Raw genomic sequence first — 26,190 nt, 5'->3', positions numbered from 1 at the left:
CGGGTAAACGCCTTGCCGCCCTCTGTAGGCCTTTGAAGGAGGGATGGTCCAAGGCGTTTTTTTCTGCCCTTTTTCGGTTGTACACCAAGGCCCCGACCACAGCACCTGCAAGGAGGAGAACTATGTGGCTTTTGATCGGCACCACCCTGACCGCCAGCTTTTTTGACAGCCTGAACCCCACCGCCATCGCCCAGTATATGCTGCTGCTCGCTTCCGCCCGCAAAAAGAGCGATACCTGGTTCTTTACCATGGGCGGATTCCTGACCAACACCCTGCTGGGCCTGGCCGTCTACTACGGCATCGCCGCCCAGCTGGCCCGCCTGCTGGATTGGGCCGCCGGCAACTGGCCCACCCAGCTGTATGGCTCGGCCCTGCTGCTGGGGCTGGGGTGCCTGACCGTCGGCCTGCGCCTCATCATCCGCACCCGCCGGCTCTCCCTGGCCGGAGCCGCTCCCGAGGCAGAGGCGGACAGCCCCAAACAGCCCGCCCAGCTGAACCCCTTCTCCCTCTTTGTGATGGGCGTGGTGTTCTGCCTGCTGGAACTGACCAGCGCCCTGCCCTACTTCGGCTTCCTGGCCCTGCTGGCCGGGTATCACCTGCCCTTTTTGCTGGTGCTGCTGTTCATCCTTCTCTACACCTTTATCTATTGCCTGCCCCTGATGCTGCTCTATTTCGGCTACAACCGGCTGCACGGCACTGCCGCCATCCACAAGCTGGAGCAGGTCCTGAGCAAAGTCTCCTCCTACATCATACCGGGAGCCGTCAGCCTGGCCGGCGCCGCGCTGATCTGGTACGGCGGCCCCCAGCTGCTGTGACAGCCTGCCATGAAAGCCGCCCCAGACTGTAAAAAAGTCCTGTCCAGCCGACATGTGCGGATGGACAGGACACATACAGGGAAATTTAGCGCTGAGAGTGTGCGAGGCCGTAAGGCTGAGTGCGCGGTTCAGCGCTAAATTTTGTCCCCAGGGGGATATTAGGGGGAAAGAATTTCTGACCTGCGCAGCAGGCAGAAATGGGTTCCCCCTAAAGCGTGTCGTTTTTCGACACGCTCAGAAAAACCCGCCATTGAGGCGGGCTTTTTTTGGGTCAGCTTTTGGCGAGGGCGAGGGCGGCGATCCGCCGGGAAATATACCCCGGCACTTCCTCCCGGGGGATGCCCAGCGCGATGGCAAACTCCCCGTTCAGGCTGTCCTCGGCCCGCTTCATAAAATGCTCGTCCACCCGGCCGAATTTCTTTTTCTGGCTGGCCAGATCCCTCTTTTTGGTGTGGATGGACATGGTCAGCCGGATCAAATCGGCGCAGCTGTGGGTGCGCATGGCCTCCTCATAGTGGGCGCTCAGCTCCTGGGAGCTGCGGCTGTGGAACGCCTTCCCCTCCATCGTGGGGATCTGGTCGATCAGGCGGTTGGCTTCCTCCGCCGAGATCACCGCCCGCAGGAAGATGCGGGGGTTGTCCGCCGGGACATACAGCACCCCGTCCTGGTACACCGGGGCCAGCACATAGTACAGATGGGCCTTGTCCAGCCCGTCAAATTTGCGCTCCACGATGTCCTGCACCTGGCACACGCCCAGATCCCCATACACCACATAATCCTCTTTCCGGAACATACTGCATCCCTCCTCACCCCGCCGGCCGCAGGAAAACATCCTATACGCACTGGAGAACAGCACCCCATGCCGGCGGCAGACAGCGGGACGGGCGGCAGTGCGGGCGATCCTGTTCTTCGTATATACGATCATTATACCACAAACCGTCTTTTCTGTTCAAGGGCAAAATGTCGAATTTTCGCCCTCTTTACGTGTCTTATACAGTGAGGAATGTCCTCTGTACTGGAAAGTGCCGCCGCTTTGTGTTAAAATAAAATGTACGACTGCACCTCACCGCCCCCGAAAGGAGCTGGCTCTTACGAAACACGCCAAATTCCGCATCAGCTTCCAGTACAATTCCCCTGTGGTCCTCACCTTTTTCCTGCTGTCTCTGGGGGCCCTGGCCCTGGACGGCGCCACCGGTGGCTGGACCACCACCCACCTGTTCTGCGTCTACCGTTCCTCCCTGAAAGATCCTTTGTTCTATCTGCGGCTGTTCGGCCATGTGCTGGGCCACGCCGACCTGGAACACTTTTTGAGCAATATGCTGCTGTTTTTGGTGGTAGGCCCGCCCATGGAGGAAAAGTACGGCAGCGTTCCCCTTTTGCAGGCCATCGTCCTCACCGCTTTTGTGTCGGGGGTGCTGCAGTGCATCCTGTTCCCCGGGGTGGCGCTGCTGGGGGCGTCGGGCATCGTGTTCATGCTCATCATGCTGGCCTCCCTGTCAGGCGGCACCGGAGGCATCCCCGTCACCATGCTGCTGGTGGCCGCCCTCTACCTGGGGGATCAGATCTACGCCATCCTGTTCGTACAGGACAACGTGGCCAACTTCATGCACATCGTAGGCGGGGTGTGCGGCACCGCCTTCGGCTTTTACAGCGCCTATGCCCGGCCCCGCCGCCGCAGGCGCTGAGGCCCGCAAAAGTCACACTCTTGTTCCAAGGACCGGCGATTCAAAGCGTTTGGCTGAAAATCCCGCAGCTTTCCACAGCCAAAATCGTCAGTTTTGTCTATTGTTTTTTGGACATCCAGCCGGTATAATGCATACATAAGCAGCAACGGCGCTGTGAGTCACCTCCGACTCGCAGCGCCTTTTGTGTTTGCGGCCCCGTCCCTGCCCGGGGGCGGTGAGATGCACAAGAATGGACAATGTTGAGTAAGGAGTAGGATTTATGGCAGCCAACGTTATGGAAATCTACGGCAGCAAGGTCTTCAACGAGCATGTGATGAAGGAGCGTCTGCCCAGTGCTACCTATAAGAGCCTGAAGGACACCCTGCACAAGGGCGCCCCTCTGGACATCGAAGTGGCCAACGTAGTGGCCAGCGTCATGAAGCGCTGGGCCATGGAGCTGGGCGCCACCCACTACACCCACTGGTTCCAGCCGCTGACCGGCATCACCAGCGAAAAGCACGACGGCTTTGTCAGCCCGGTGGGGGACGGCACCGCCATCATGGAATTCAGCGGCAAGGAGCTGGTCCGGGGCGAGCCCGACGCCTCCTCCTTCCCTTCCGGCGGCCTGCGCGCCACCTGTGAGGCCCGGGGCTACACCGCATGGGACCCCACCAGCTACGCCTTCGTCAAGGATGACGTGCTGTGCATCCCCACCGCCTTTGTCAGCTACACCGGCGAGGCCCTGGACAAAAAGACCCCTCTGCTGCGCTCGATGAAGGCCCTGTCCATCCAGGCACGGCGCATCCTCAAGCTGTTCGGCAAGGACACCGACTACGTTTCCACCACCGTGGGCCCCGAGCAGGAGTATTTCCTCATCCCCAAAGAGGACTATGAGAAGCGCCAGGACCTGATCCTGACCGGCCGCACCCTGTTTGGCGCCCCCGCAGCCAAGGGCCAGGAGCTGGAGGAGCACTACTTCGGCACCATCCGTCCCCGGGTGTCCGCCTTTATGAAGGAGCTGGACGATGTGCTGTGGGAGCTGGGCGTCCCCGCCAAGACCAAGCACAATGAGGTGGCCCCCTGCCAGCATGAGCTGGCCCCCATCTTCGACACCTCCAACGTGGCCATCGACCACAACCTGCTGACCATGGAGATGATGCAGAAGCTGGCCCCCAAGTACGGCCTGGTCTGCCTGCTGCACGAAAAGCCCTTTGAAGGGGTGAACGGCAGCGGCAAGCACAACAACTGGTCCATGAGCACCAGCAAAGAGAACCTGCTGGACCCCGGCGACACCCCCATGGAAAACCTGCAGTTCCTGGTGTTCCTGGCGGCGGTGATCAAGGCGGTGGATGAATACGCCGACCTGCTGCGGACCTCGGTGGCCACCCCCGGCAACGACCACCGTCTGGGCGCCAATGAGGCGCCTCCCGCCATCATCTCCATCTTTGTGGGCGAGGAGCTGGAGGCCGTCATCGACGCCATCGCCTCCGATTCCCCCTACGCCGGCCCTATGCGGATGAAGATGGACCTGGGCGTGGACGTGCTGCCCAAGTTCAGCAAGGACACCACCGACCGCAACCGCACCTCCCCCTTCGCCTTCACCGGCAACAAGTTCGAGTTCCGTATGCCCGGTTCCCATGAGAACCTGAGCGACGCCAACACCATCCTGAACACCGCCGTGGCCAAGGAGCTGAAGGGCTACGCCGACGAGCTGGAGGGCGCCGAGGACTTCACCAGCGCCGTCATCGCCCTGGTCAAGCGGACCATCCGGGATCACCGCCGGGTCATCTTCAACGGGGACGGCTATTCGGCCGAGTGGGAGATCGAGGCTGAGCGCCGCGGCCTGCCCAACAAGAAGTACACCCCCGCGGCCCTGCCCGCGCTGATCGCCCCCAAGAACATCCAGCTGATGGAGGAGTTCGGGGTGATGACCCGCACCGAGATGTTCAGCCGCTACGAGGTGGAGATGGAGCACTACGCCAAGATCATCAACATCGAGGCGCTGACCATGCTGGAGATGGCCCGCAAGCAGCTGCTGCCCGCCATCAACGCCTATATGGGCCAGCTGGCCGCCACCATCAACGCCAAGCGTGCGGTCAGCCAGAGCCTGAGCACCCGCAGCGAGACTTCCACCCTGGAGCAGCTGTCCAAAGACGCCGACGCCATGAGCGACGCCGTCGCCCATCTGGCCGCCGCCGAGCGCACCGCCCAGTCCCTGACCGACATGACCAAGAAGGCCAACGCCTTCCACGACAGCGTCCTGCCCGCCATGGATGTGCTGCGCGCCGCCGCCGACAACGCCGAGACCATTTGCGGCGAAGAATACTGGCCGCTGCCCAGCTACAGCCAGATGCTCTACTACGTCGAAGGGTAAACCGCTGCCTGTTCCCGGCTGCACCGCAGCCCGGTTCCTGTGCCATTTCCCTTTTCCTATTTCTTACACCGGCCTGGAGGCCCGCCCTTTCCCCTCGCGGGCGAGGGGCGGGCCTTCGGGCATTTTTTGAAGGCGCGACCAAGACGCCCTAGGGAGACTGCCTATGCATTACACCACACAGCAGGACGTCCTCGATTTTGTGGAGGACAACAACGTCAAATTCGTCCGCTTTGCCTTTACGGATATCTTCGGCACCCAGAAAAACATCGCCGTGCTGGCCAGCGACCTGCCCAAAGCCCTGGAGGAAGGGGTCTGCTTCGACGGCAGTTCGGTGCCCGGTTTTATGCATGTGGAGGAGAGCGACCTGGTGCTCCGCCCCGATCTGAGCACCCTGGCCATCCTGCCCTGGCGCCCCGCCGAGGGGAGGGTGATGCAGTTCTTCTGCGACATCCAGAAGCCGGACGGGCGGCCCTTCGGGGGCAACTGCCGCGGCTTTCTGCGGGGGATGGTCCGCCGCTTCAAGCACCTGGGCCTGACCTGCAACGTGGGGGCCGAGTGCGAGTTCTATCTTTTCGAGACCGACGACCGGGGCCGCCCCACCCGCATTCCCATCGACCAGGGCGGCTATTTTGACGTGTACCCTCTGGACGCCGCCGAGAACCTGCGCCGCGACATCTGCCTGACCATGGAGCAGATGGGCCTGGCCCCCCAGCACAGCCATCACGAGAGCGGCAGCGGCCAGAACGAGATCGATTTCCACTATGCCAGCCCCCTCAAAACGGCCGACAACGTCATGACGTTCAAGCAGATCACACGGGCCGTCGCGGGGCGCAACGGGCTGTACGCCAGCTTTATGCCCAAGCCCCTGGCCGGCCAGGCGGGCAGCGGCCTGCACGTCAACATCTCCCTGTATATGGACGGCAAAAACCTCTTTGAAGGGGACATCGCCCCCGACAGCATCCCCGGCAGCTTTATGGCCGGCGTGCTGGCCCACAGCCGGGAGCTGACCGCCTTTACCAATCCCCTGCCCAACAGCTACCTGCGCTTCGGCTGCGACGAGGCCCCCCGCTACGTCAGCTGGAGCCGGCAGAACCGCAGCCAGCTGGTGCGCATCCCGGCGGTGCAGGGGGACAACTGCCGGATGGAGCTGCGCAGCCCCGACCCTGCCTGCAACCCCTATCTGGCCTTCGGGCTGGTCCTGGCCGCCGGTCTGGACGGCATCGAGAACCGGATGCAGCTGTGCGGCCCTGTCAACCGCAATCTGTTCGAGCTGGAGCCCCCCGAGGCCGCCGGCCTGGGGCTGGAGGTCCTGCCCGCCACCCTGGAGGAAGCGGTGGACGCCGCGCGCCAGAGCCCCTTCCTGGCCAAGTATCTGCCCGAGGGGCTGGCCCAGCGCTATTTTGCCGAGCAGCTGCGGCGCTGCGATGAGCTGCGCCAGGCCGCCGACCCCGCCGAATTTGAACGGGCCCGGTATTTCTGTGCCATCTGACCCCGGCGCGGGAGAAAGGAGGGTATCATGGCACGAGCGATGATCGTCAGCGCGGGGGCAAGCTCCAATGAGTACCTGTCCGCCCGCCTGACCGAACTGGGCTATGTCCGGCCCGTCATCGTCCCCAGCGGCACCGAAGCCAGGCGCCGGATGCTGGAGGGCGGCTTTGAGCTGGTGATCGTAAACGCCCCCCTGCCGGACGAGTTCGGGCACGAGCTGTGCGCCGCCGCGGCAGACCAGACCGACGCCGGGGTCATCCTGCTGGCCAAAGCCGCCGCCATCGACCAGCTGATGCCCCGGATGAACCAGGAAGGGGTGCTGGTGGTGGGCAAGCCCTTTTCGGCGGCGCTGTTTCTGCAGGCGGTCCATATGGCAGCCGCCAGCAACCACCGGCTGCAGCGGCTGCGGCAGGAGAACGACCGCATCCAGGCAAAGCTGGCCCAGCTGCGCCTGATCAGCCGGGCCAAGTGCCTTTTGATCCAGTACAAACAGATGACCGAGGCCGAAGCCCACCGCCTGATCGAAAAGCAGGCCATGGACACCCGCCGCAGCCGGGGGGATGTTGCCCAGGATATCATAGATGCACTTGATTCCGACGGCCTGGATGGTGTATAATAGAAGCTGTATGATTCTTGGCGAAAAGCGTGCGGGGGTCACCCGGCGCTTTTCGTATGTATGGCCGCTTTGGCCGGGCAGGACCCCCGGGCGGCTTTTCAAAGGCGCCCCGGACCGGGGCAGATGGAGGAACCGAATATGGCGACGAAATACATCTTTGTGACTGGCGGCGTAGTCTCCGGCCTGGGCAAGGGGATCACGGCGGCCTCGCTGGGCCGGCTGCTCAAGTGCCGCGGGCTGAAGGTGGCCAGCCAGAAGCTGGACCCCTATGTCAACGTGGACCCCGGCACCATGAGCCCTTTGCAGCACGGCGAGGTCTTCGTCACCGACGACGGCACCGAGACCGACCTGGACCTGGGGCACTATGAGCGCTTCATCGATGAGAACCTGAACAAATATTCCAACCTGACCACCGGCAAGGTCTACTGGAACGTGCTGAACAAGGAGCGCCAGGGCGCATACCTGGGCCAGACCGTCCAGATCATCCCCCACATCACCAACGAGATCAAGAGCTACATCTACAATCTGGCCTCCTCCACCGAGGCCGACGTGGTCATCACCGAGATCGGCGGCACCACCGGCGACATCGAGAGCCAGCCCTTCCTGGAGGCCATCCGCCAGGTGGGCATCGAGCAGGGCCACGACAACTGCTGCTACATCCATGTGGTGCTGGTGCCCTATATCTCGGGTTCCAACGAGTACAAGTCCAAGCCCGCCCAGCACTCGGTCAAGGAGCTCCAGGGGATGGGCATCAGCCCCGACATCATCATCCTGCGGGCAGACGGCAGCGTGGGCAGCGACATCCGACGCAAGATCAGCACCTTCTGCAACGTCAAGCCCGAGTGCGTCATCGAGAACCTGACCATGCCCAGCCTCTACCAGTGCCCTCTGATGCTGCACTCCAACGGGCTGGATGACGTGGTGGTGGACAAGCTCCATCTGGACGTCCCCGCCGCCGACCTGGCCGAGTGGAAGGACGTGGTGGCCCGCATCGCCTCCCGGTCCCGCACCTGCACCATCGCTCTGGTGGGCAAGTATGTCAAGCTGCACGACGCCTACCTGTCGGTGATGGAGAGCCTGTACCACGCCGGCTTTGAGAACGACAGCCAGGTGGAGATCAAGTGGGTGGACAGCGAGGAGCTGCGCTCGGACGCCGACTGCGCCGCCGCCTTCTGCGATGTGGACGGCATCATCGTGCCCGGCGGCTTTGGCGACCGCGGCATCGAAGGGATGGTGGCCGCCGCCCGCTGGGCCCGGGAGCACGAGATCCCCTATTTTGGCATCTGCCTGGGGATGCAGATCATGGTCATCGAGTTCGCACGGGGCGTGCTGGGCTATGCCGACGCCAACTCCAGCGAGTTCACCCCCGACGGCGCCCACAACGTCATCGCTCTGATGGCCGACCAGCAGGGCAACATCCCCAAGGGCGGCACCATGCGCCTGGGCAAGTATCCCTGCAAGGTGGCCCCCGGCACCAAGATGGCCCAGTGCTACGGCCAGGACCTGATCTGGGAGCGTCACCGCCACCGCTACGAGTTCAACAACGACTTCCGCGCCGAGATGGAGGCCGCCGGCCTGGTCATCTCGGGCACCAGCCCCGACGGCCGTCTGGTGGAGACGGTGGAGCTGCCCGGCCGTCCCTTCCACCTGGGCGCACAGTTCCATCCCGAGTTCAAGAGCCGTCCCAACCGGGCCCATCCCCTGTTCAAGGCCTTCATCGCCGCCAGCCTGGACAACCGCAAGTCGGCGGGCCGCAGCAGCATGGATCCCTACCTGGCCGCGGACAAGAAAGTGAACCGCTGAGCCTGTTTGCCTTTTCATCACGCCCCGTCTTTCCCGCATCGGAAAGGCGGGGCTTTTTGCGCGTGCCCGCTCTTTACTTTTCCGGCCCGTTCCCCTATAATACAGGTAATGGCACGCTGCCTGCATCTGGAAGGAGGTTTTCCCATGGATCCCACAAAACGGCGCAGCCGTATCCTCACCGTTGTCCTCATCTGCCTTGTGGCCTGTGCCCTTTTGCTCTGTGTCCTTCACCCTTCCGCCGAGCATCTCTACGTCCTGGAGGTCCAGGGGGACTCCATCACCGTCATCTCCAACGGGCGCGTCCTTGCGACAGGCCCTTATCAATATTCCGTGATCTACTGCATTTTTGCAGACTGACCCGTACGTCCCGTCCGCCTGCCCCTGCCGGCCGGACGGGGCGTTTTGCTTTTTGATGAAGGAGGCGTTTTTCCATGCCAAACCAACACGGTCCCACTGCCATCCAGGTGCGGGGCGCCCGGGTGCACAACCTGAAGAACATCGACATCGACATTCCGCTGGGCAAGGTCACCGCAGTGGCAGGGGTATCGGGGTCGGGCAAATCCAGCCTGGCCCTGGGCGTGCTGTACGCCGAGGGCTCCCGGCGGTATCTGGACGCCCTGTCGGCCTACACCCGCCGCCGGATGACCCAGGCGGCCGCCGCCCGCATCGACAGCATCTCCAACATCCCGGCGGCTCTGGCTTTGCACCAGCGCCCCGCCGTGCCGGGGGTGCGCTCCACCTTCGGCACCATGAGCGAGCTGCTGAACAGCCTGCGGCTGATGTATTCCCGGCTGGGCAGCCACCTGTGCCCCAACGGCCATCACCTGCCCCCCAGTCCCGACGTGGCGCTGGACCGCAGGCTGACCTGCCCGGTCTGCGGCGCGGTGTTCGACCCGCCCAGCGCCGAGAGCTTTTCCTTCAACAGCGACGGGGCCTGCCGCACCTGCGGGGGCACCGGCGTGGTGCGCGCCGTGGATGAGAGCACCCTGGTGCCCGACGACAGCCTGACCATCGACCAGGGGGCCGTGGCACCCTGGAACAGCCTGATGTGGTCCCTGATGGTGGACGTCTGCCGGGAGATGGGGGTGCGCACCGACGTGCCTTTCCGGGACCTGACAAGCCGGGAAAAGGAGATCGTCTACCACGGCCCCGCCGTCAAAAAGCACATCCTCTACAAGGCCAAGAGTTCCAACCAGGCCGCCGAGCTGGACTTCACCTACTACAACGCGGTGTATACGGTGGAAAACGCCCTGTCCAAGGTAAAGGACGACAAGGGGATGAAGCGGGTGGAAAAGTTCCTCAAACAGTCCCCCTGCCCCGACTGCGGCGGGACCCGGCTGTGCGCCCGGGCCCGTTCCACCCTGCTGCGGGGCATTTCTCTGCCCGAGGCCTCGGCCATGACGCTGGACGCACTGACCGGCTGGGTGGCCGCCGTGCCCGGGGAGATGCCCCCTCCCATGCAGGAGATGGCCGCCAGCATCGCATCCCAATTCCAAAACACCGCCCGCCGCCTGCTGGACCTGGGCCTGGGCTATCTGGCCCTGGACCGGGCCGGCAGCACCCTTTCCACCGGAGAGCGGCAGCGGGTACAGCTGGCCCGGGCGGTACGCAGCCAGAGCACCGGCGTGCTGTATGTGCTGGACGAACCTTCCATTGGGCTGCATCCCGCCAATGTGGAGGGCCTGCTGGGGGTCATCCGGGACCTGACAAGCCACGGCAACACCGTCGTTCTGGTGGAGCATGACACCCAGGTGCTGCGGGCCGCCGACTGGCTGGTGGAGATGGGCCGGGGCGCCGGGGAGTACGGGGGCCGTGTGGTATCCGCCGGCACGGTGCAGAACGCCGCCCAAGACCCCGACAGCCTGATCGGACCTTTCCTGGCGGGGGGCCAGGTGATCCGGGCCCGGCAGCGCGTCCAGGGCGAAGCGCTGTTTGCCAAAGGCGCCATCACCCTGGAGACCGGTCCCCTGCATACCGTCCATCCCCTGAGCCTCCGGCTGCCCAAAGGCCGCCTGACGGTGGTGACCGGGGTATCCGGCTCGGGCAAGACCACCCTGGTGCTGGAGAGCCTGGTGCCCGCTTTGCAGGCCCGGATCGCCGGACAGCCCCTGCCGGGCCATGTCAAAGCCCTGGAGGCCGAGGGCATCCGCCGGGTCAACATGATCGACGCGGCCCCCATCGGGGCCAACGTCCGCTCCACGGTGGCCACTTACAGCGGGGTGCTGGACGATCTGCGGCGGCTGTTTGCGGCCCTGCCCGAGGCCAAAGCCGCCCGACGCAAGGCCGGGGATTTCTCCTACAACACCGGTTCCCTGCGCTGTCCCGGCTGCGACGGCACCGGACAGATCACCATGGACATCCAGTTCCTTCCCGATGTGGCGGTCACCTGCCCCGACTGCGGGGGGCTGCGCTACGCCAGAGAGGCCGATGCCATCCGTTACACCGCCAGGGACGGCCGCACCGTCAGCCTGCCCCAGCTGATGGCCTGCACGGTGGACCAGGCCCGGGAGCTGTTCCGCGGGGTGAAAAAGGTGGAGGAAAAGCTGGACCTGCTCAGTCAGCTGGGACTGGGTTACCTGACCCTGGGCGAAGGCACCCCTGCCCTCTCGGGCGGGGAGGCCCAGCGGCTCAAGATCGCCTTTGAGATGGGACGCCCCCAGGACGACGCCCTGTTTGTGTTCGACGAGCCCACCATCGGCCTGCACCCGCTGGACATCCGCACCCTGATCGGAGTGTTTGAGGGTCTTTTGCAGGCAGGGGCCACGGTGGTGGTGATCGAGCACGACCTGGACATGATGGCCAACGCCGACTATATGGTGGACATGGGTCCCGGCGGCGGCCAGGCCGGCGGACGGCTGGTGGCCGCCGGCGCCCCGGAGCAGGTGGCAGCCTGTCCCCAGAGCGCCACCGGCCTGTATCTGGCCCGGCATTTGCAGGGGCAGCTGTGAGCCGGCGCGTATCGTTAGAATAATAACGAACGAAACTTCCCGTTTCACTCTTGAGCCTTGGGCCGGTGTGTGGTAGAATAAAGATAATCAGGCGCGCATCAGGCAGGCGCAGCCCCCAGGGCTGCCTGCCCGCCAAGGGGCACGGCCCTCCGCCGGGCCCTGCGCAGGATAATGAGAAATCAGGAGGTATTCGATCATGAATTATCTGGAAATTGAACAGGTCGTCGGTCGTGAGATTCTGGACTCTCGCGGCAACCCCACTGTTGAGGCTGAGGTCACCCTGGCTGACGGCACCGTCGCCCGCGGCTGCAGCCCCAGCGGCGCTTCCACCGGCGAGTTCGAGGCCCTCGAGCTGCGTGACGGCGACAAGAGCCGTTACCTGGGCAAGGGCGTGACCAAGGCTGTGGAGAATGTCAACACCGTCATCGCTGACGCCATCGTCGGCATGGACGCCTCCGACATCTACGCTGTGGACGCTGCGATGCTCGCGGCCGACGGCACCGAAGACAAGTCCAACCTGGGCGCCAACGCCATCCTGGCTGTGTCCATCGCAGTCTGCCGCGCTGCCGCCGCTTCCCTGGGCCTGCCCCTGTACCGCTTCCTGGGCGGCGTCAACGGCAACCGCCTGCCCGTCCCCATGATGAACATTCTGAACGGCGGCGCACACGCTACCAACACCGTCGACACCCAGGAGTTCATGATCATGCCCGTGGGCGCTACCTCCTTCAAGGAGGCTCTGCGTATGTGCGCTGAGGTCTTCCATAACCTGCAGTCCATCCTGAAGAGCAAGGGCCTGGCCACTTCCGTGGGCGACGAGGGCGGCTTTGCCCCCAACCTGTCCAGCGATGAGGAGACCATCGAGACCATCCTGGCCGCTGTGGAGAAGGCCGGCTACAAGCCCGGCGCCGACTTCATGATCGCTCTGGATGCCGCTTCCTCCGAGTGGAAGGATCCCGTCAAGGGCAAGGGCCACTACAAGCTGCCCAAGGCCGGCACCGAGTACACCTCCAGCGAGCTGATCGCTCACTGGAAGAGCCTGGTCGAGAAGTACCCCATCATCTCCATCGAGGACGGCCTGGATGAAGAGGACTGGGAGGGCTGGCAGGAGCTGACCCGCGAGCTGGGCGACAAGGTCCAGCTGGTGGGCGACGACCTGTTCGTCACCAACACCAAGCGTCTGGCCAAGGGCATCAGCATGGGCTGCGGCAACGCGATCCTGATCAAGCTGAACCAGATCGGCTCCGTCTCCGAGACCCTGGAGGCCATCAAGATGGCTCACAAGGCCGGCTACGCCGCTGTCACCTCTCACCGTTCCGGCGAGACCGAGGACACCACCATTGCCGACCTGGCTGTGGCTCTGAACACCTGCCAGATCAAGACCGGTGCTCCCAGCCGTACCGAGCGTGTTGCCAAGTACAACCAGCTGCTCCGCATCGAGGAGGAGCTGGGCGCTTCCGCCGTGTATCCCGGCATGGGCGCTTTCCAGGTCAAGCGCTAAGCGCATGGCCGTTTGAACCCAGAACCGCCGCAGGGCGGCGCAGCTTTCGGGCTGCGCCGCCCTTTTTTGCGTCCCGGCAGAACAAAACAGGGCCTGCCCTCTGTCTTTGCAGAGAGCAGGCCCTTTCGGACTTCCTGCGCGGGTCTGGCCCGGCGCAGCGGTATTCTTATGGAACGGCCCAGGACTGCGTCCTCAGACGCCGTGCCGGCCGATGGTGGGCGCGCCGCCCGCCAGTTCTTCGGCGGTGAGGGGCTTTGCATCCACGGGGGCGGGGTTTTCCAGCCTCTCCTTGGCCACCGCCAGCATCAGCTTGATGCGGTTCTCCTGGTTGACCTTGGTGGCGCTGGGGTCGTAATCGATGGGGGTGATGTTGGCGATGGGGTACAGCGCCCGGATCTTGTTGACCATCCCCTTGCCCACGATGTGGTTGGGCAGGCAGCCAAAGGGCTGGGCACAGACGATGTTGGGATAGCCGCCCTGCACCAGCTCGATCATCTCGGCGGTCAGCAGCCAGCCCTCCCCCATCTTGGCGCCCAGCGAGATGACCCCCTTGGGCTTTTCGATCAGCTCCTTGAAGGGACCGGGGGCATAGAAGCCCGCGCCGGAAATGGCCTTGAGCATCGAGCGCTCGATGCCGTCCAGCCAGTCCAGCAGACGGTCCACGCCGAACTTCTTGACGCTGCCGCCGCCGTAGAGGACGTGGTCCTCCCCCATGTTGAAGGCGCAGTACTGCACAAAGCCCATCAGGCCGGGGAAGTTGACTTCACATCCCTCCGACTCCAGGAATTTCTGCAGGTCGTTGTTGCCCAGGGGGCTGTATTTGACGTAGATCTCCCCGACCACGCCCACCTTGACCTTGGGCACCCGGGTGACCGGGATGGTGGCAAACTCCCGCGCGATGAGGGGGAAGGTGTGCTTCATCTCCCGGGCGGTATAGCCCTTGTCGGCCAGCAGGGCCCGGCCCAGACGGCTGATCCAGGTATCCACCAGGCGGTCGGCCGCGCCGGGGGTATCCTCATAGGGCGCCACCTGGTTGCGCAGAGCGCACAGCATATCCCCATAGAAGATGCTGGCCACCGCCTGCCGCAGCAGGGGCACCGTCATCTGGAAGCCGCTGTCCTTTTCCAGGCCCGAGAAGTTCAAACTGGCCACCGGGATCTGGGGGTAGCCCGCCTTGACCAGGGCCTTGCGCAGCAGATGGATGTAGTTGGAAGCACGGCACCCGCCGCCGGTCTGGGTGATCAGCAGGGCGGTGTGGTCCAGATCGTATTTGCCGCTGTTCAGCGCGTCGATGAACTGGCCGATGACCAGCAGCGCCGGATAGCAGGTGTCGTTGTGCACATACTTCAGACCCAGCTGGGCCACGGCGCTGCCGCAGTTGCCCAGGATCTCACACCGGTAGCCCTCGTGCTCCAGGGCGTATTTCAGCAGACGGAACTGGGTCACCGCCATGTTGGGGATGAGGATGGTGTGGGTCTGCTTCATCTCCTTGGTGAATTTGGGATAATTGTATTCCACGGTAACCTCCTATCTGGTCAGCGGACGGCGGCGGGCTGGGCAGGCGCGGCGGCCTGCTCCTGTTTTTTCTCCCGGGCCACCTCGTCCCGCTCCTCCAAAGCCGCAAACAGGCTGCGCAGGCGGATGTTCACCGCGCCCAGGTTGGTGATCTCGTCGATCTTCAGCTGGGTGTACAGCTTGCCGCCCTCCTGCAGGATCTCGCGGGTCTCGTCGGTGGTGATGGCGTCCACGCCGCAGCCGAAGCTGACCAGCTGCACCAGGTCCATATCGGGCTGGGTGGTGCAGTATTTGGCCGCCGCATACAGGCGGCTGTGGTAGGTCCACTGGTTCAGCACGCTGGTGGGGAACTTCTGCACACGGTCCGAGATGCTGTCCTCGGTGATCACCGCGGCCCCGTGCCGGACGATCAGCCGGTCGATGCCGTGGTTGACCTCCGGGTCCACATGGTAGGGCCGGCCGGCCAGCACGATGATCCGCTTGCCCTGGCGGCGGGCCTCGTCGATGATCTGCCCGCCCCTGGCACGGATCTTGGCCATATGGGCGGCGTACTCGGCGTAGGCCGCGTCGGCGGCCTCCTGCACTTCCTTCTGGGAGATGCCGCCAAAGTATTTGGGCAGGATCTCTTTGGCCATCTTGTGGACAAAGTCCTTGGGGCGGTGGATGCCGATGTAATCGCTGATGAACTTCCTGCCCTCCAGCTCGGGGCAGTTGCCCTCCAGCACCTCGGGGTAGTAAGCCACCACCGGGCAGTTGTAATGGTTGTCCCCCAGGCCCTCGTCGATGTTGTAGGTCAGGCAGGGGTAGAAGATGGCGTCCAGCTGCATGGCCGACAGGGCCTTGATGTGCCCGTGGCTGAGCTTGGCCGGGAAGCAGGCGGTGTCGCTGGGGATGGTGGCCTGGCCTGCCAGGTACAGGCCCCGGCTGGACACCGGGCTGACATGGACCGCAAAGCCGAGCCGGGTCCAGAACGCGTGCCAGAAAGGCAGGAGCTCATAGAAGTTGAGGCACAGGGGGATGCCGATGGAGCCGCGCTTGCCGGGCACCGGCTTATAGGAAGCCAGCAGTTCCTGCTTGTAGGCGTAGAGGTTGAGGGAGTTGTCCTCGCCCTTGCCGGTGACGGGTTTGTCGCACCGGTTGCCCGAGATGTACTTGCGGCCGTCGGCGAAGGTGTTGACGGTCAGCTGGCAGTGGTTGCCGCAGGCGCCGCACTTGACGCTGACCACCTTCTGGGTGAAGTTTTCCAGCTCCTCCTGGCTCATCATGGAGGAACGCGGCTGTCCCGCCTTATGGCTGCGCCGCAGCCCGAACAGGGCCGCGCCATAGGCGCCCATCAGGCCGGCAATGTCGGGGCGGATGACCTCCACCCCCATCTCCTTTTCAAAGGCGCGCAGCACCGCCTCATTGTAGAAGGTGCCGCCCTGCACCACGATCTTGCGGCCCAGCTCCTCGGGGCTGGAAGCGCGGATGACCTTATACAGGGCGTTCTTGACCACGCTGATGGACAGGCCCGCGCTGATGTTCTCGATGCTGGCGCCGTCCTTCTGGGCCTGCTTGACCGAGCTGTTCATAAAGACGGTGCAGCGGCTGCCCAGGTCCACCGGACGGTCTGCAAACAGGCCCAGAGCGGCAAACTCCTTGACATCGTAGCCCAGAGCCTGGGCGAAGGTCTGCAAAAAGCTGCCGCAGCCCGAAGAACAGGCCTCGTTGAGGAAGATGTTGCTGATGGCCCCATCCTCGATCTTGAAGCACTTCATGTCCTGGCCGCCGATGTCGATGATGAAATCCACGTCGGGCATGAAGTATTTGGCGGCGGTGAAATGGGCCACCGTTTCCACCAGGCCATAGTCGCAGCGGAACGCGTTTTTGACCAGGTCCTCGCCGTAGCCGGTGGTGGTCACGCTGGCCACCTGGAGGCCCGGGTGTTCATGGTAGATCTTGAGCAGCTGCTCCTGGATGAGGGGCAGCGGATTGCCCAGGTTGGGCTGGTAGTTGGTGTAGAGGATGCGGCTCTGCTCGTCCACCACCACCAGCTTGACGGTGGTCGAACCCGAATCGATGCCGATATGCACCGGGCCACACTGGGCCCCAAAGGGCATATAGGGCACGCTGTGGGACATATGCCGCGCATGGAAGGCCTCGTACTCCTCCTTGCTGGCAAAGAGGGGCGGCTCGCTGGCGTAGGTGGCGGTGGCGGCGTAGCGGTCCAGGGCCGAGGCCACCTCCGACAGGTTGAAGGCCTTGTCGGCATAGAGGGCTGCGCCCAGCGCCACATACAGCAGGCTGTTCTCGGGGCAGATGCCGGTGACCCCCAGCGCCTCGTCAAAGCTCTGGCGGAGCACCGAGCTGAAGGTCAGGGGGCCGCCCAGATACAGGATGTTGCCCTGGATGGGCCGGCCCTGGGCCAGGCCCGCAATGGTCTGGCTGACCACGGCCTTGTAGATGCTGGCGGCGATGTCCTCGGCGCGGGCGCCCTGGTTGATGAGGGGCTGCACGTCGCTCTTGGCGAACACGCCGCAGCGGGAAGCGATGGTGTAGGTGCGCTGGGCCCCCTCTGCCGCCCGGTTCATCTCGTCGGCGCTCATCTTCAGCAGGGTGGCCATCTGGTCGATGAAGGCGCCGGTGCCGCCGGCACAGCTGCCGTTCATCCGCACCTCGGTGCCGCCGGTGAGGAACAGGATCTTGGCGTCCTCGCCGCCCAGCTCGATGACGCAGTCGGTCTGGGGCACAAACCGCTTGACTGCCACCCGGGTGGAAAACACCTCCTGCACAAAGGGCACGCCGCAGCTGTCCGCCAGACCCATGCCGGCCGAGCCGGAAATGCTGAGCAGCGCTTTGCCGCCATGGAGGTACTCTTTATCGATGCGGCGCAGCAGTTCCTGCGCCTTTTCCAGGATGTGGCTGTAATGACGCTCGTAGGTCGAATACAGCAGCTTCTCCTGTTCGTCCAGCACGGCGCATTTGATGGTCGTGCTGCCTATATCAAGACCAACTCTCAAGTTTTGATCCTCCTGCTAGGGAATGCCATGATGGGGCGCCCGCCCCACCCATTGTTAGATAGCGAACAGAGAGTCCCGTCCGCAAACATAATAAATTATATCGTATTTTTTTACAGGACGCAATCGGTTCACTTTATTTTACACGAAATTTCTACTTTCTCTGTAACCAAAAAGCAAACATTCTGTGAATGCCGCCCATTTGTCACTCTTTTTCGCCAAAAAAGGCTTGCAGAACGGGGCGTTTCGCGGTATCCTTATAAAAACAGCTTTCTTCCTGCCGCGCTTGCGACGCCCGCTGACGCATTTTGACGCATTTTTCTCGTTGCATACGGGCCGGGGCTTCATTAAAATAAAAGCATAGCCTCGATATGGTCCATCACCGTGGGGCAAGTTACAAACGGATCTATGCAGGAGGAGAATCTGTATCATGAAAGCATATGCACCATTGACCAGGGAATTTTCTGCGATCGAGAAGCTGCAGCTGCCTTATCATTTGACCTATGCGCTGGCCCCTGCAGGCACAAGCGGTCCCTGCCGGCTGACCTTGTCCCGTACCGGTGCGGCAGCCTGCTGCGACAGTCTGGTTTTGGATGCGCCACCCCAGTCCTGCTACCCTGTTTTGCGGTATCTGTATGAAAATGCAGTCCAGCCAGAGATTTGGCGGGACGTTATTGCGGATTTTTACCCCATAATACAGCAGTTGGATGGGAAGGATGGCGTTTGCAGTGAGTGAAAAGAGCGACCGGTATATCCTGCGGGTAGCGGCGGCAAGCTACGACGGGCAGTTTCTGCGTGTCTGCCGCGGCTATTTTGCCAGCCAAGAGGACCTGTTCCTCTTTGACGCATACACCACCGGCCAGCAGGTGATGCAGGCGCTGCAAAGCGGCCCGCCCTACCACGCCCTGATCTTGGACACCGCCCTGAGCGACATGGACGCCGACCAGCTGTACCGCCAGGTGATGGAACTGCCCCTGGCGCACCGGCCCCAGATCCTGCTCATCACGCCCCGGAGCCTGGACAGCCAGCAGGCCGCCCTGCCTGACAGCCAATGTCTGCAGCTGCTGGCCCGGGCAGGCGTACAGGCGCCCGACCTGCCCATGCTGCGCAACCTGCTGCTGGATGCGGCCCCTGAGCGGATGCAGCAGAGCTCCATCTCCTCGGCCTCCCTGATCCGTATGTTCACCGAGTGGGGCGTCGAGCCGTCCACCTCCGGCTGCGAGTACCTGCTGGAGACGGTCAGCCTGCTGCTGAAAAGCCGGGAGAAGCTGGCCATCCGCAAGGATATCCTGCAGCAGGTCAGCGAGCGGCACAACGTCTCGGTCAAGGCCGTGGACAGCGGTATCCGCCGCGTCATCTCTGCCCTGGACAAGAAAGACCTGCCCTCCTGGCGGGCCTTTAAGGAGCGTCAGCCGCCCCGCCGTGGAAAGTTCACCGCCGGCACCCTACTGTATGCCATCAAGACCGACCTGCTGCTCCAGTCGGCAGAGCCGTCACCAGAAGGAGATCTGCAAAGTGAACAACGAGAGATCCTGCCTGTATGAGAATGGCCCCGGCTCTTCCCGGGACGCCCTGCTGGAAAAGCTGCCTCTTCGCACCATTGAAGGCGAGTGGCAGCGCTCTCTGGATATGATCGAGCTGTCCCAGCGCCGCCTGAACCATCTGATCCAGGACAAACAAACCCCCGTCTCCGACAAGCTCCAGGCCTGCCTGCGGGATATGCAGGCCGCTTCCAGCCGCCTGGACCGCACCCTGAACAACACCACCGCCCTGCTGCGGTGCATCCAGGGGGGCGAGCAGCCCCAGTGGGAGACGCTGGATCTGTGCGCCTTTGTCCGGGTGCTCTGCTCGGTCAGCCAGTCCCTCAAGGAGCGCATGCACATCCGCCTCACCCTGGACTGCGGCTCCCAGAGTCCGCTGTACATCCAGGCCGACCGCCGCTTTTTGAGCCAGATCTGCCTTCATTTGCTGTCCAATGCCCTGCGGGCCTGCGCGCCGGAGGGGGGGACGGTCGCCCTTGTGCTGCACCCCGACGGTCAGGGGGGTGCGACCCTTACCCTGACCGACACAGGCTGCGGCCTGCCGGACAACAACAACTATGCCTCCATGGACGCCAACCGCGCCCATTTCCTGGGCGGCACCCGCACCGGCCTGCTGCTCTGCCAGGAATATTGCCGCCTGTCCGGCTGGCAGCTGGAGCTGTCCCGCCGTCCCAGGGGCCGCGGCACGGTGGCCACCCTGGCCATGCCCCGCCCTGCCCTCGACCAGGTCCGCCCGGTCCTCCACTCCCCCAGCCCCGAGGAAGACCTGTACAAGGCCCAGGCCCTTTGGCTGCAGCTGGTGGTGGAACTGAGAAACATCCCCGGCCTGGAGGACGCCCCGTTTGCGATCCCCACAAAAATCCCTTGACAATTCCGCCAAAACGCGGTATAGTAAGGAGGCCGCAGGGCGCCGCCGCGCCCCGCATCGATATGGGCCCGTAGCTCAGTTGGGAGAGCGTTCGGTTCGCATCCGAGAGGTCAAGGGTTCGAATCCCTCCGGGTCCACCATCATACAGCCCGCATGGGTGCTTGCAAGGTCAAGCGTCCAGGCGGGTGTTTTTGTTTGCCTTGTGTCCCCGGCTCCATGCTGGGGCTTTTTCTTTTCCCTTCCCTCTCCTTGACTTTCCTGTCGTTCAGGCTATACTTGTATTACAAGTATACCGTATCTGCCGGCGCATGGGCGGCGGCAGGCAGTCAGCGGCTGTTCTATGCCGGAAAGGAGCTATCATGCTGCGCACCTATACCCTCTCCCCTTCTTTGCAGAGCCATGGCCTGCACGCCCTGCTGAAAGCCACCAGCAAACAGACCCCCTGCACCGAAAAGACCAAACAGCACTGCCTTGCCTATATCGACAGGATGCAGCAGGTCAACGCCCAGCCCTTCCCCAACCCCGAAAAGCTGGTGGGCTGCCCCGTGACCGAGGACAACAGCTGCGGGATGCAGACTTTTTTCTGGGGCGGGCAGGATAAGCCCCGTCAGAAGGTGCTGCTGTATCTCCATGGCGGCGCCTATATGAACCCGCCCACCAGCTTCCACTTCAAGATGCTGGCCAACCTGGCCCGGGGCATCGGGTCCATGGCGGTGTTCCCGGTCTATCCCAAGATCCCGGACCACAGCTACGCCGACACCTTTCCCAAGCTGCTGGCCCTCTACGACAGTCTGTGCGCCCAATACGGTCCCCGGCAGATCACCCTGGCGGGGGATTCCTCCGGCGGCGGGCTGGCCCTGGGCTTTGCCTACCGCCTCAGCGATCTGGGCCGCCCTCAGCCCCGCCAGCTGCTTTTGATCTGCCCCTGGCTGGACCTGCACACCGACCCCGAGGACCTGGACCTCTATGAGAAGCTGGACCCCTCCCTCTCCCCCTGGCGGCTGCGGATCATGGGCGAAATGTGGGCCGGCGGCCACAGCCAGCTGTCCAACCCCTATGTCAGTCCCATGTTTGGAGATCCGGCACGGGTAGCGCCCATCACCATGATCACCGGCACACGGGAGATCCTCTACCCTGACACCATGAAATTCCACCGCATCCTGGACCAGAAACGCCTGCCCCACCGCACTTATGTCTTTGAGGGGATGACCCATGTATTCCCTGCTTTTCCCATCCCGGAGGCCAGGATGGCCCAGCGGCTGATGATCTATCTGCTGGACCACAGCCTGTAAACGGCTGTCCCTGTGCGTTTTGCCGCAAATCCGGTGCGGCTCAGGTATATTATTTGTTGCATCCGTCACTTGAATTTGATTCAATACGGATTATAATTAACAGTACGGGAACAAAGGTGTTCCTGACGGGCCAGCTGCGCCCGTCAGGGGCGCCTTTTCTTTTTTACCCGCCGGGACGCGGAGTGGGCCGCGGCCCGTCAACTGCCTTTTCAGAGATTACGACAGAGGATGGGAAAGGAAATGGATCGATTTACCGAACGCACAGCGCCCGCTGGCCTGTATGACCCCCAGTTCGAGCACGATGCCTGCGGCATCGGCGCGGTGGTGGACATCCAGGGGCGCAAATCACACCAGACCGTCAGCGACGCGCTGACCATCGTGGAGCATCTGGAACACCGGGCCGGCAAGGACGCCGAAGGCAAGACCGGCGACGGCGTGGGCATCCTGCTGCAGATCAGCCACAAATTCTTCTCCAAGGTTGCCGAGGGTCTGAACATCACCATCGGCGCCGAGCGGGAATACGGCGTAGGGATGTTTTTCTTCCCCCAGGACGAGCACCTGCGGGCCCGCGCCATGAAGCTGTTCGAACTGGTCACCCGCAAGGAGGGGCTGGAGTTCCTGGCCTGGCGCCAGGTTCCGGTGTCCCCCGAGGTAGTGGGCCAGAAGGCGCGGGACTGTATGCCCGCCATCTGGCAGTGCTTCATCAAAAAGCCCGCCAAGGTGTCCAAGGGCATCGACTTTGACCGCCGGCTGTACATCGTCCGGCGGGTATTCGAGCAGGCCAGCAACGGCACCTATGTGGCCAGCCTGTCCAGCCGCACCATCGTCTACAAGGGGATGTTCCTGGTGGGCGAACTGCGCCGCTTCTACGCCGATCTGCAGGACGAGGACTACGAGTCGGCCATCGGCATGGTGCACAGCCGCTTTTCCACCAACACCACCCCCAGCTGGATGCGCGCCCACCCCAACCGGTTCATCCTGCACAACGGCGAGATCAACACCATCAAGGGCAACACCGACGCCATGCTGGCTCGGGAGGAATCCATCTCCTCCCGCATCATGCAGGAGGACATGAACAAGATCCTGCCCATCGTCAACACCGCCGGGTCGGATTCCGCCATGCTGGACAATACCCTTGAGTTCATGGTGATGAACGGCATGGACCTGCCCCTGGCGGTGATGATCACCATTCCCGAGCCCTGGGAGAACAACAAGAACATCAGCCAGAAAAAACGGGACTTCTACCAGTATTATGCCACCATGCTGGAACCCTGGGACGGCCCTGCGGCCATCCTGTTCTCGGACGGCGACGTGGTGGGCGCGGTGCTGGACCGCAACGGCCTGCGTCCCAGCCGCTACTACATCACCCGGGACGGCCGGATGATCCTGTCCTCCGAGGTGGGCGTGCTGGACTGCGCCCCCGACAACATCCTGGTCAAGGACCGCCTGCGCCCCGGCAAGATGCTGCTGGTGGACACCGTCAAGGGCGAGGTGGTGGACGACGAAAAGCTGAAAGAATACTACGCCAGCCGGGAACCCTACGGCGAGTGGCTGGACCGCAACCTGGTCCAGCTGCAGGATCTCAAGATCCCCAACTGCAAGGTCCCCTCTTACACCGCCGACGAGCTGACACGCCTGGAGAAGGCCTTTGGCTACAGCTATGAGCAGATCAACGTGATCCTGCTGCAAATGGCCCGGCAGGGCTCCGAACCCAGCGGCGCCATGGGCACCGATACCCCCCTGGCGGTGCTGAGCACCCAGCATCCGCCCCTGTTCAGCTATTTCAAGCAGATGTTTGCCCAGGTGACCAATCCTCCCATCGACGCCATCCGGGAAAAGGTGGTCACCTCCACCAGCGTCTACATCGGCGCCCACGGCAACCTGCTGGAGGACCAGCCCGAAAACTGCAAGGTGCTCAAGGTGCACAACCCCATCCTGACCGAGACCGACCTGCTCAAGATCCGCCACATGAACGTACCCGGCTTCAAGGTGGCCACCGTGTCCATCAACTACTACAAGAACACCAGCCTGGAAAAGGCCATCGACCGGGTCTTTCTGGAAGTGGACCGGGCCTATAAAGAGGGGGCCAGCATCATCATCCTGTCCGACCGGGATATCGATGAATACCATGTGGCCATCCCCAGCCTGCTGGCGGTGTCGGCGGTGTCCCAGTACCTGATCCGCACCAAAAAGAGCACCGCCCTGGCCCTCATCCTGGAGAGCGCCGAGCCCCGGGAAGTCCACCACTTTGCAGCTCTGCTGGGCTATGGCGCCTGCGCCGTCAACCCCTACCTGGCCCATGAGGCCATCGGCCAGCTGATCGGCGACGGGCTGCTGGACAAAGATTTCTATGCCGCCGTGGACGACTACAACACCGCCGTCCTCAACGGCATCGTCAAGATCGCCTCCAAGATGGGCATTTCCACCATCCAGAGCTACCAGGGCAGCCAGATCTTTGAGGCTGTGGGCATCTCCAAAGAGGTCATCGACAAGTACTTCACCGGCACGGTCAGCCGGGTGGGAGGCATCGGCCTGGATGATATCCAGGCTGACGTGGAGGCCCGGCACAGCGCCGCCTTCGACCCGCTGGGCCTGGACATCAATATGCAGCTGGCCAGCAGCGGGGAACACAAGTTCCGCAGCGGCAAAGAGGACCATCTGTTCACCCCCCAGACCATCTACCTGTTCCGCAAGGCCTGCTTTGAAAACGACTACGGCGCCTTCAAGCAGTTCACCCAGGCGGTGGACAACATGGGCGAAAACGGGATGCACCTGCGCAGCCTGCTGGATTTCAGCTATCCGTCCAACGGAGGCATTCCCCTGGAGGAGGTGGAGCCGGTCTCGTCCATCCTCAAGCGGTTCAAGGGGGCGGCCATGAGCTACGGCGCCCTGAGCAGCGAGGCCCACGAGACCATCGCTCTGGCCTTCAACCAGATCGGCGCCCGCAGCAACACCGGCGAGGGCGGCGAGCCGGAGGAGCGCTACCACAGTGCCAGCAATTCTAAGATCAAGCAGGTGGCCTCGGCCCGGTTCGGCGTCACCAGCCAGTATCTGGTGTCCGCCGAGGAGATCCAGATCAAACTGGCCCAGGGCGCCAAGCCCGGCGAGGGAGGCCAGCTGCCCGGCAGCAAGGTCTACCCCTGGATCGCCAGGACCCGCCACAGCACCACCGGCGTGGGCCTGATCTCTCCCCCGCCCCACCACGACATCTATTCCATTGAGGACCTGGCCGAACTGATCTACGACCTGAAAAACGCCAACCGGGATGCACGCATCAACGTCAAGCTGGTCAGCGAGGCGGGGGTGGGCACCATCGCCGCCGGTGTGGCCAAGGGCGGCGCGCAGGTTATCCTGGTGTCGGGCTACGACGGCGGCACCGGCGCAGCCCCCCGCACCTCCATCAAAAATGCCGGCCTGCCCTGGGAACTGGGCATCGCCGAGACCCATCAGACCCTGATCCTCAACGGGCTGCGCACCCGGGTACGGCTGGAGAGCGACTCCAAACTGCTCAGCGGCCGGGATGTGGCCATCAGCTGTATGCTGGGCGCAGAGGAGTTCGGCTTTGGCACCAGCCTGCTGATGGCCGAGGGCTGCGTCATGATGCGGGTGTGCAACCTGGACACCTGCCCCATGGGCATCTGCACCCAGAACCCCGAGCTGCGCAAGCACTTTATGGGCAAACCGGAATACATCATCCATTACCTGACCTTTGTGGCCACCGAGCTGCGGGAATACATGGCCCGGCTGGGGGTGCGCACCATGGACGAACTGGTGGGCCGCACCGACCTGCTGCACGTCAAGCCCTGCGCCGGCCGTGCCGCCAAGCTGGATCTGGACGCCATCCTGCACAACCCCGCCATCCGCGACCTGAACGTCCACTACCAGCCCGAGGACACCTATGACTTCCACCTCGAAAAGACCCTGGATATGCGGGTGCTGATGAAAAAGTTCAAGCTGGGCAGCAAGAACCCCCAGTCGGTCAGCGTCCAGGTATCCAACACCGACCGGGCTTTCGGAGCCATCTTTGGCAGCGAGATCACCCGCCGGTACGGCAATACCCTTCCCGATGACACCTTCACCGTCCACTGCGCCGGTGCGGGCGGCCAGAGCTTCGGGGCCTTCATCCCCAAGGGTCTGACCCTCTGCCTCACCGGCGACTGCAACGACTACATGGGCAAGGGGATGTCGGGAGGCAAGATCGTGGTGCGCCCGCCCCAGGGCATCTGTTACAAGCCCGAGGAGAACATCATCACCGGCAATGTGGCCTTCTATGGCGCCACCGGCGGCAAAGCCTTTATTTCGGGTGTGGCCGGCGAACGGTTCTGCGTCCGCAACTCCGGCGTCACCGCCGTGGTGGAGGGCGTGGGCGACCACGGCTGCGAGTACATGACCGGCGGCACAGTGGTGGTGCTGGGCCAGACCGGCAAAAACTTTGCGGCCGGCATGACCGGCGGCATCGCCTATGTGCTGGATGAGAACTGGGACTTCTACCAGCGGGTCAACAAGGAGACGGTCAGCCTGGAGCCGGTGGAGCACAAACACGACGTGGCCACCCTCAAGGAGCTGATCCGGGAGCACGTGGAGGCCACCGGCAGCCCCCGGGGCAAGGAGATCCTGGACAGCTTCGGCGCATTCCTGCCCAAATTCAAAAAGGTCCTGCCTTACGACTACGACCGGATGCTGCGGGTCATCGCCTCGATGGAAGAGCGCGGCCTTGACGGAGAGCAGGCGCAGATCGAGGCATTCTACGCCCAGCAGAAAAGCAGGTAAGG

The 26,190-nt window shown here is 63.3% G+C and carries 17 protein-coding genes and 1 tRNA gene; 15 read left to right on the top strand and 3 right to left on the bottom strand.

The genetic code is table 11. The features are described 5' to 3' along the window. The first annotated feature begins 122 nt into the window (after positions 1–122). On the top strand, positions 123–815 hold the full coding sequence (locus tag B5E66_RS00255) for a GAP family protein (protein ID WP_087227985.1): 693 nt from the start codon (positions 123–125) through the stop codon (positions 813–815). A gap of 271 nt (positions 816–1,086) precedes the next feature. Here the strand turns inward: B5E66_RS00255 and B5E66_RS00250 are convergent, their stop codons facing one another. After that, entirely contained in the window at positions 1,087–1,608 is a 522-nt protein-coding gene (locus B5E66_RS00250) for a CarD family transcriptional regulator (RefSeq protein ID WP_158098289.1), read from the bottom strand. 343 nt (positions 1,609–1,951) lie between these two features. Between B5E66_RS00250 and B5E66_RS00245 the strand changes: the two genes are divergently transcribed. The 8 genes from B5E66_RS00245 (at position 1,952) to eno (ending at position 13,206) form a co-directional block, all read left to right on the top strand. Further along, positions 1,952–2,500, top strand: coding sequence for a rhomboid family intramembrane serine protease (locus tag B5E66_RS00245; protein WP_242955879.1), 549 nt, complete (start codon positions 1,952–1,954; stop codon positions 2,498–2,500). A gap of 259 nt (positions 2,501–2,759) precedes the next feature. After that, positions 2,760–4,853 carry a glutamine synthetase III family protein gene (locus B5E66_RS00240; protein WP_087227983.1) on the top strand — a complete coding sequence of 698 codons (2,094 nt, stop codon included), beginning with the start codon at positions 2,760–2,762 and terminating at the stop codon, positions 4,851–4,853. A gap of 163 nt (positions 4,854–5,016) precedes the next feature. Beyond that, positions 5,017–6,342 carry a glutamine synthetase family protein gene (locus B5E66_RS00235; protein ID WP_087227982.1) on the top strand — a complete coding sequence of 442 codons (1,326 nt, stop codon included), beginning with the start codon at positions 5,017–5,019 and terminating at the stop codon, positions 6,340–6,342. A gap of 27 nt (positions 6,343–6,369) precedes the next feature. Next, positions 6,370–6,957 (top strand): ANTAR domain-containing response regulator, encoded by a 588-nt coding sequence (locus tag B5E66_RS00230; RefSeq protein WP_087227981.1) that lies wholly within the window; start codon positions 6,370–6,372, stop codon positions 6,955–6,957. 138 nt (positions 6,958–7,095) lie between these two features. Beyond that, the gene (locus tag B5E66_RS00225) at positions 7,096–8,760 is read left to right on the top strand and encodes a CTP synthase (RefSeq protein ID WP_087227980.1); all 1,665 of its coding nucleotides are present in this window, start codon (positions 7,096–7,098) and stop codon (positions 8,758–8,760) included. A gap of 144 nt (positions 8,761–8,904) precedes the next feature. Then, on the top strand, positions 8,905–9,117 hold the full coding sequence (locus tag B5E66_RS00220) for a hypothetical protein (protein ID WP_087227979.1): 213 nt from the start codon (positions 8,905–8,907) through the stop codon (positions 9,115–9,117). Positions 9,118–9,191: 74 nt separating this feature from the next. Then, a complete protein-coding gene (locus B5E66_RS00215) occupies positions 9,192–11,708 on the top strand; it encodes an excinuclease ABC subunit UvrA (RefSeq protein ID WP_087227978.1) in 2,517 nt (838 codons plus the stop codon). Positions 11,709–11,904: 196 nt separating this feature from the next. Further along, on the top strand, positions 11,905–13,206 hold the full coding sequence (gene eno, locus B5E66_RS00210) for a phosphopyruvate hydratase (protein WP_087227977.1): 1,302 nt from the start codon (positions 11,905–11,907) through the stop codon (positions 13,204–13,206). Between the two features lie 192 nt (positions 13,207–13,398). On the opposite strand, the gene B5E66_RS13485 is transcribed toward eno, so the two are convergent. Then, the gene (locus B5E66_RS13485; RefSeq protein WP_087227976.1) at positions 13,399–14,724 is read right to left on the bottom strand and encodes a 2-hydroxyacyl-CoA dehydratase; all 1,326 of its coding nucleotides are present in this window, start codon (positions 14,722–14,724) and stop codon (positions 13,399–13,401) included. Positions 14,725–14,741: 17 nt separating this feature from the next. Further along, positions 14,742–17,720 (bottom strand): acyl-CoA dehydratase activase, encoded by a 2,979-nt coding sequence (locus B5E66_RS00200; protein ID WP_087227975.1) that lies wholly within the window; start codon positions 17,718–17,720, stop codon positions 14,742–14,744. Between the two features lie 427 nt (positions 17,721–18,147). On the opposite strand from B5E66_RS00200, the gene B5E66_RS00195 reads away from it, so the two are divergent. The 6 genes from B5E66_RS00195 (at position 18,148) to gltB (ending at position 26,188) form a co-directional block, all read left to right on the top strand. Further along, the gene (locus B5E66_RS00195) at positions 18,148–18,453 is read left to right on the top strand and encodes a hypothetical protein (RefSeq protein ID WP_242955878.1); all 306 of its coding nucleotides are present in this window, start codon (positions 18,148–18,150) and stop codon (positions 18,451–18,453) included. Further along, complete coding sequence (locus B5E66_RS00190; RefSeq protein ID WP_158098288.1) at positions 18,434–19,261, top strand: sporulation initiation factor Spo0A C-terminal domain-containing protein; 828 nt, start codon at positions 18,434–18,436, stop codon at positions 19,259–19,261. The genes B5E66_RS00195 and B5E66_RS00190 overlap by 20 nt, the downstream gene beginning before the upstream one ends. After that, positions 19,233–20,126: a sensor histidine kinase gene (locus B5E66_RS00185; protein WP_158098287.1), complete on the top strand. Its 894-nt coding sequence runs from the start codon at positions 19,233–19,235 to the stop codon at positions 20,124–20,126. Before B5E66_RS00190 ends, B5E66_RS00185 begins: the two co-directional genes overlap by 29 nt. 64 nt (positions 20,127–20,190) lie before the next feature. Further along, a tRNA-Ala gene (locus tag B5E66_RS00180) sits at positions 20,191–20,266 on the top strand. Between the two features lie 219 nt (positions 20,267–20,485). Continuing rightward, the gene (locus B5E66_RS00175) at positions 20,486–21,418 is read left to right on the top strand and encodes an alpha/beta hydrolase (protein ID WP_158098286.1); all 933 of its coding nucleotides are present in this window, start codon (positions 20,486–20,488) and stop codon (positions 21,416–21,418) included. Positions 21,419–21,658: 240 nt separating this feature from the next. After that, positions 21,659–26,188 carry a glutamate synthase large subunit gene (gene gltB, locus B5E66_RS00170; protein ID WP_087227971.1) on the top strand — a complete coding sequence of 1,510 codons (4,530 nt, stop codon included), beginning with the start codon at positions 21,659–21,661 and terminating at the stop codon, positions 26,186–26,188. The last annotated feature ends 2 nt before the right edge of the window (positions 26,189–26,190 follow it).

The sequence above is a fragment of the Faecalibacterium sp. An121 genome, from assembly GCF_002160915.1.
GTDB classification, from domain to species: Bacteria; Bacillota; Clostridia; order Oscillospirales; family Ruminococcaceae; genus Faecalibacterium; species Faecalibacterium avium.
Note: the sequence above shows the minus strand (reverse complement) of the source record. Positions and strands in the feature narration are given on the sequence as shown.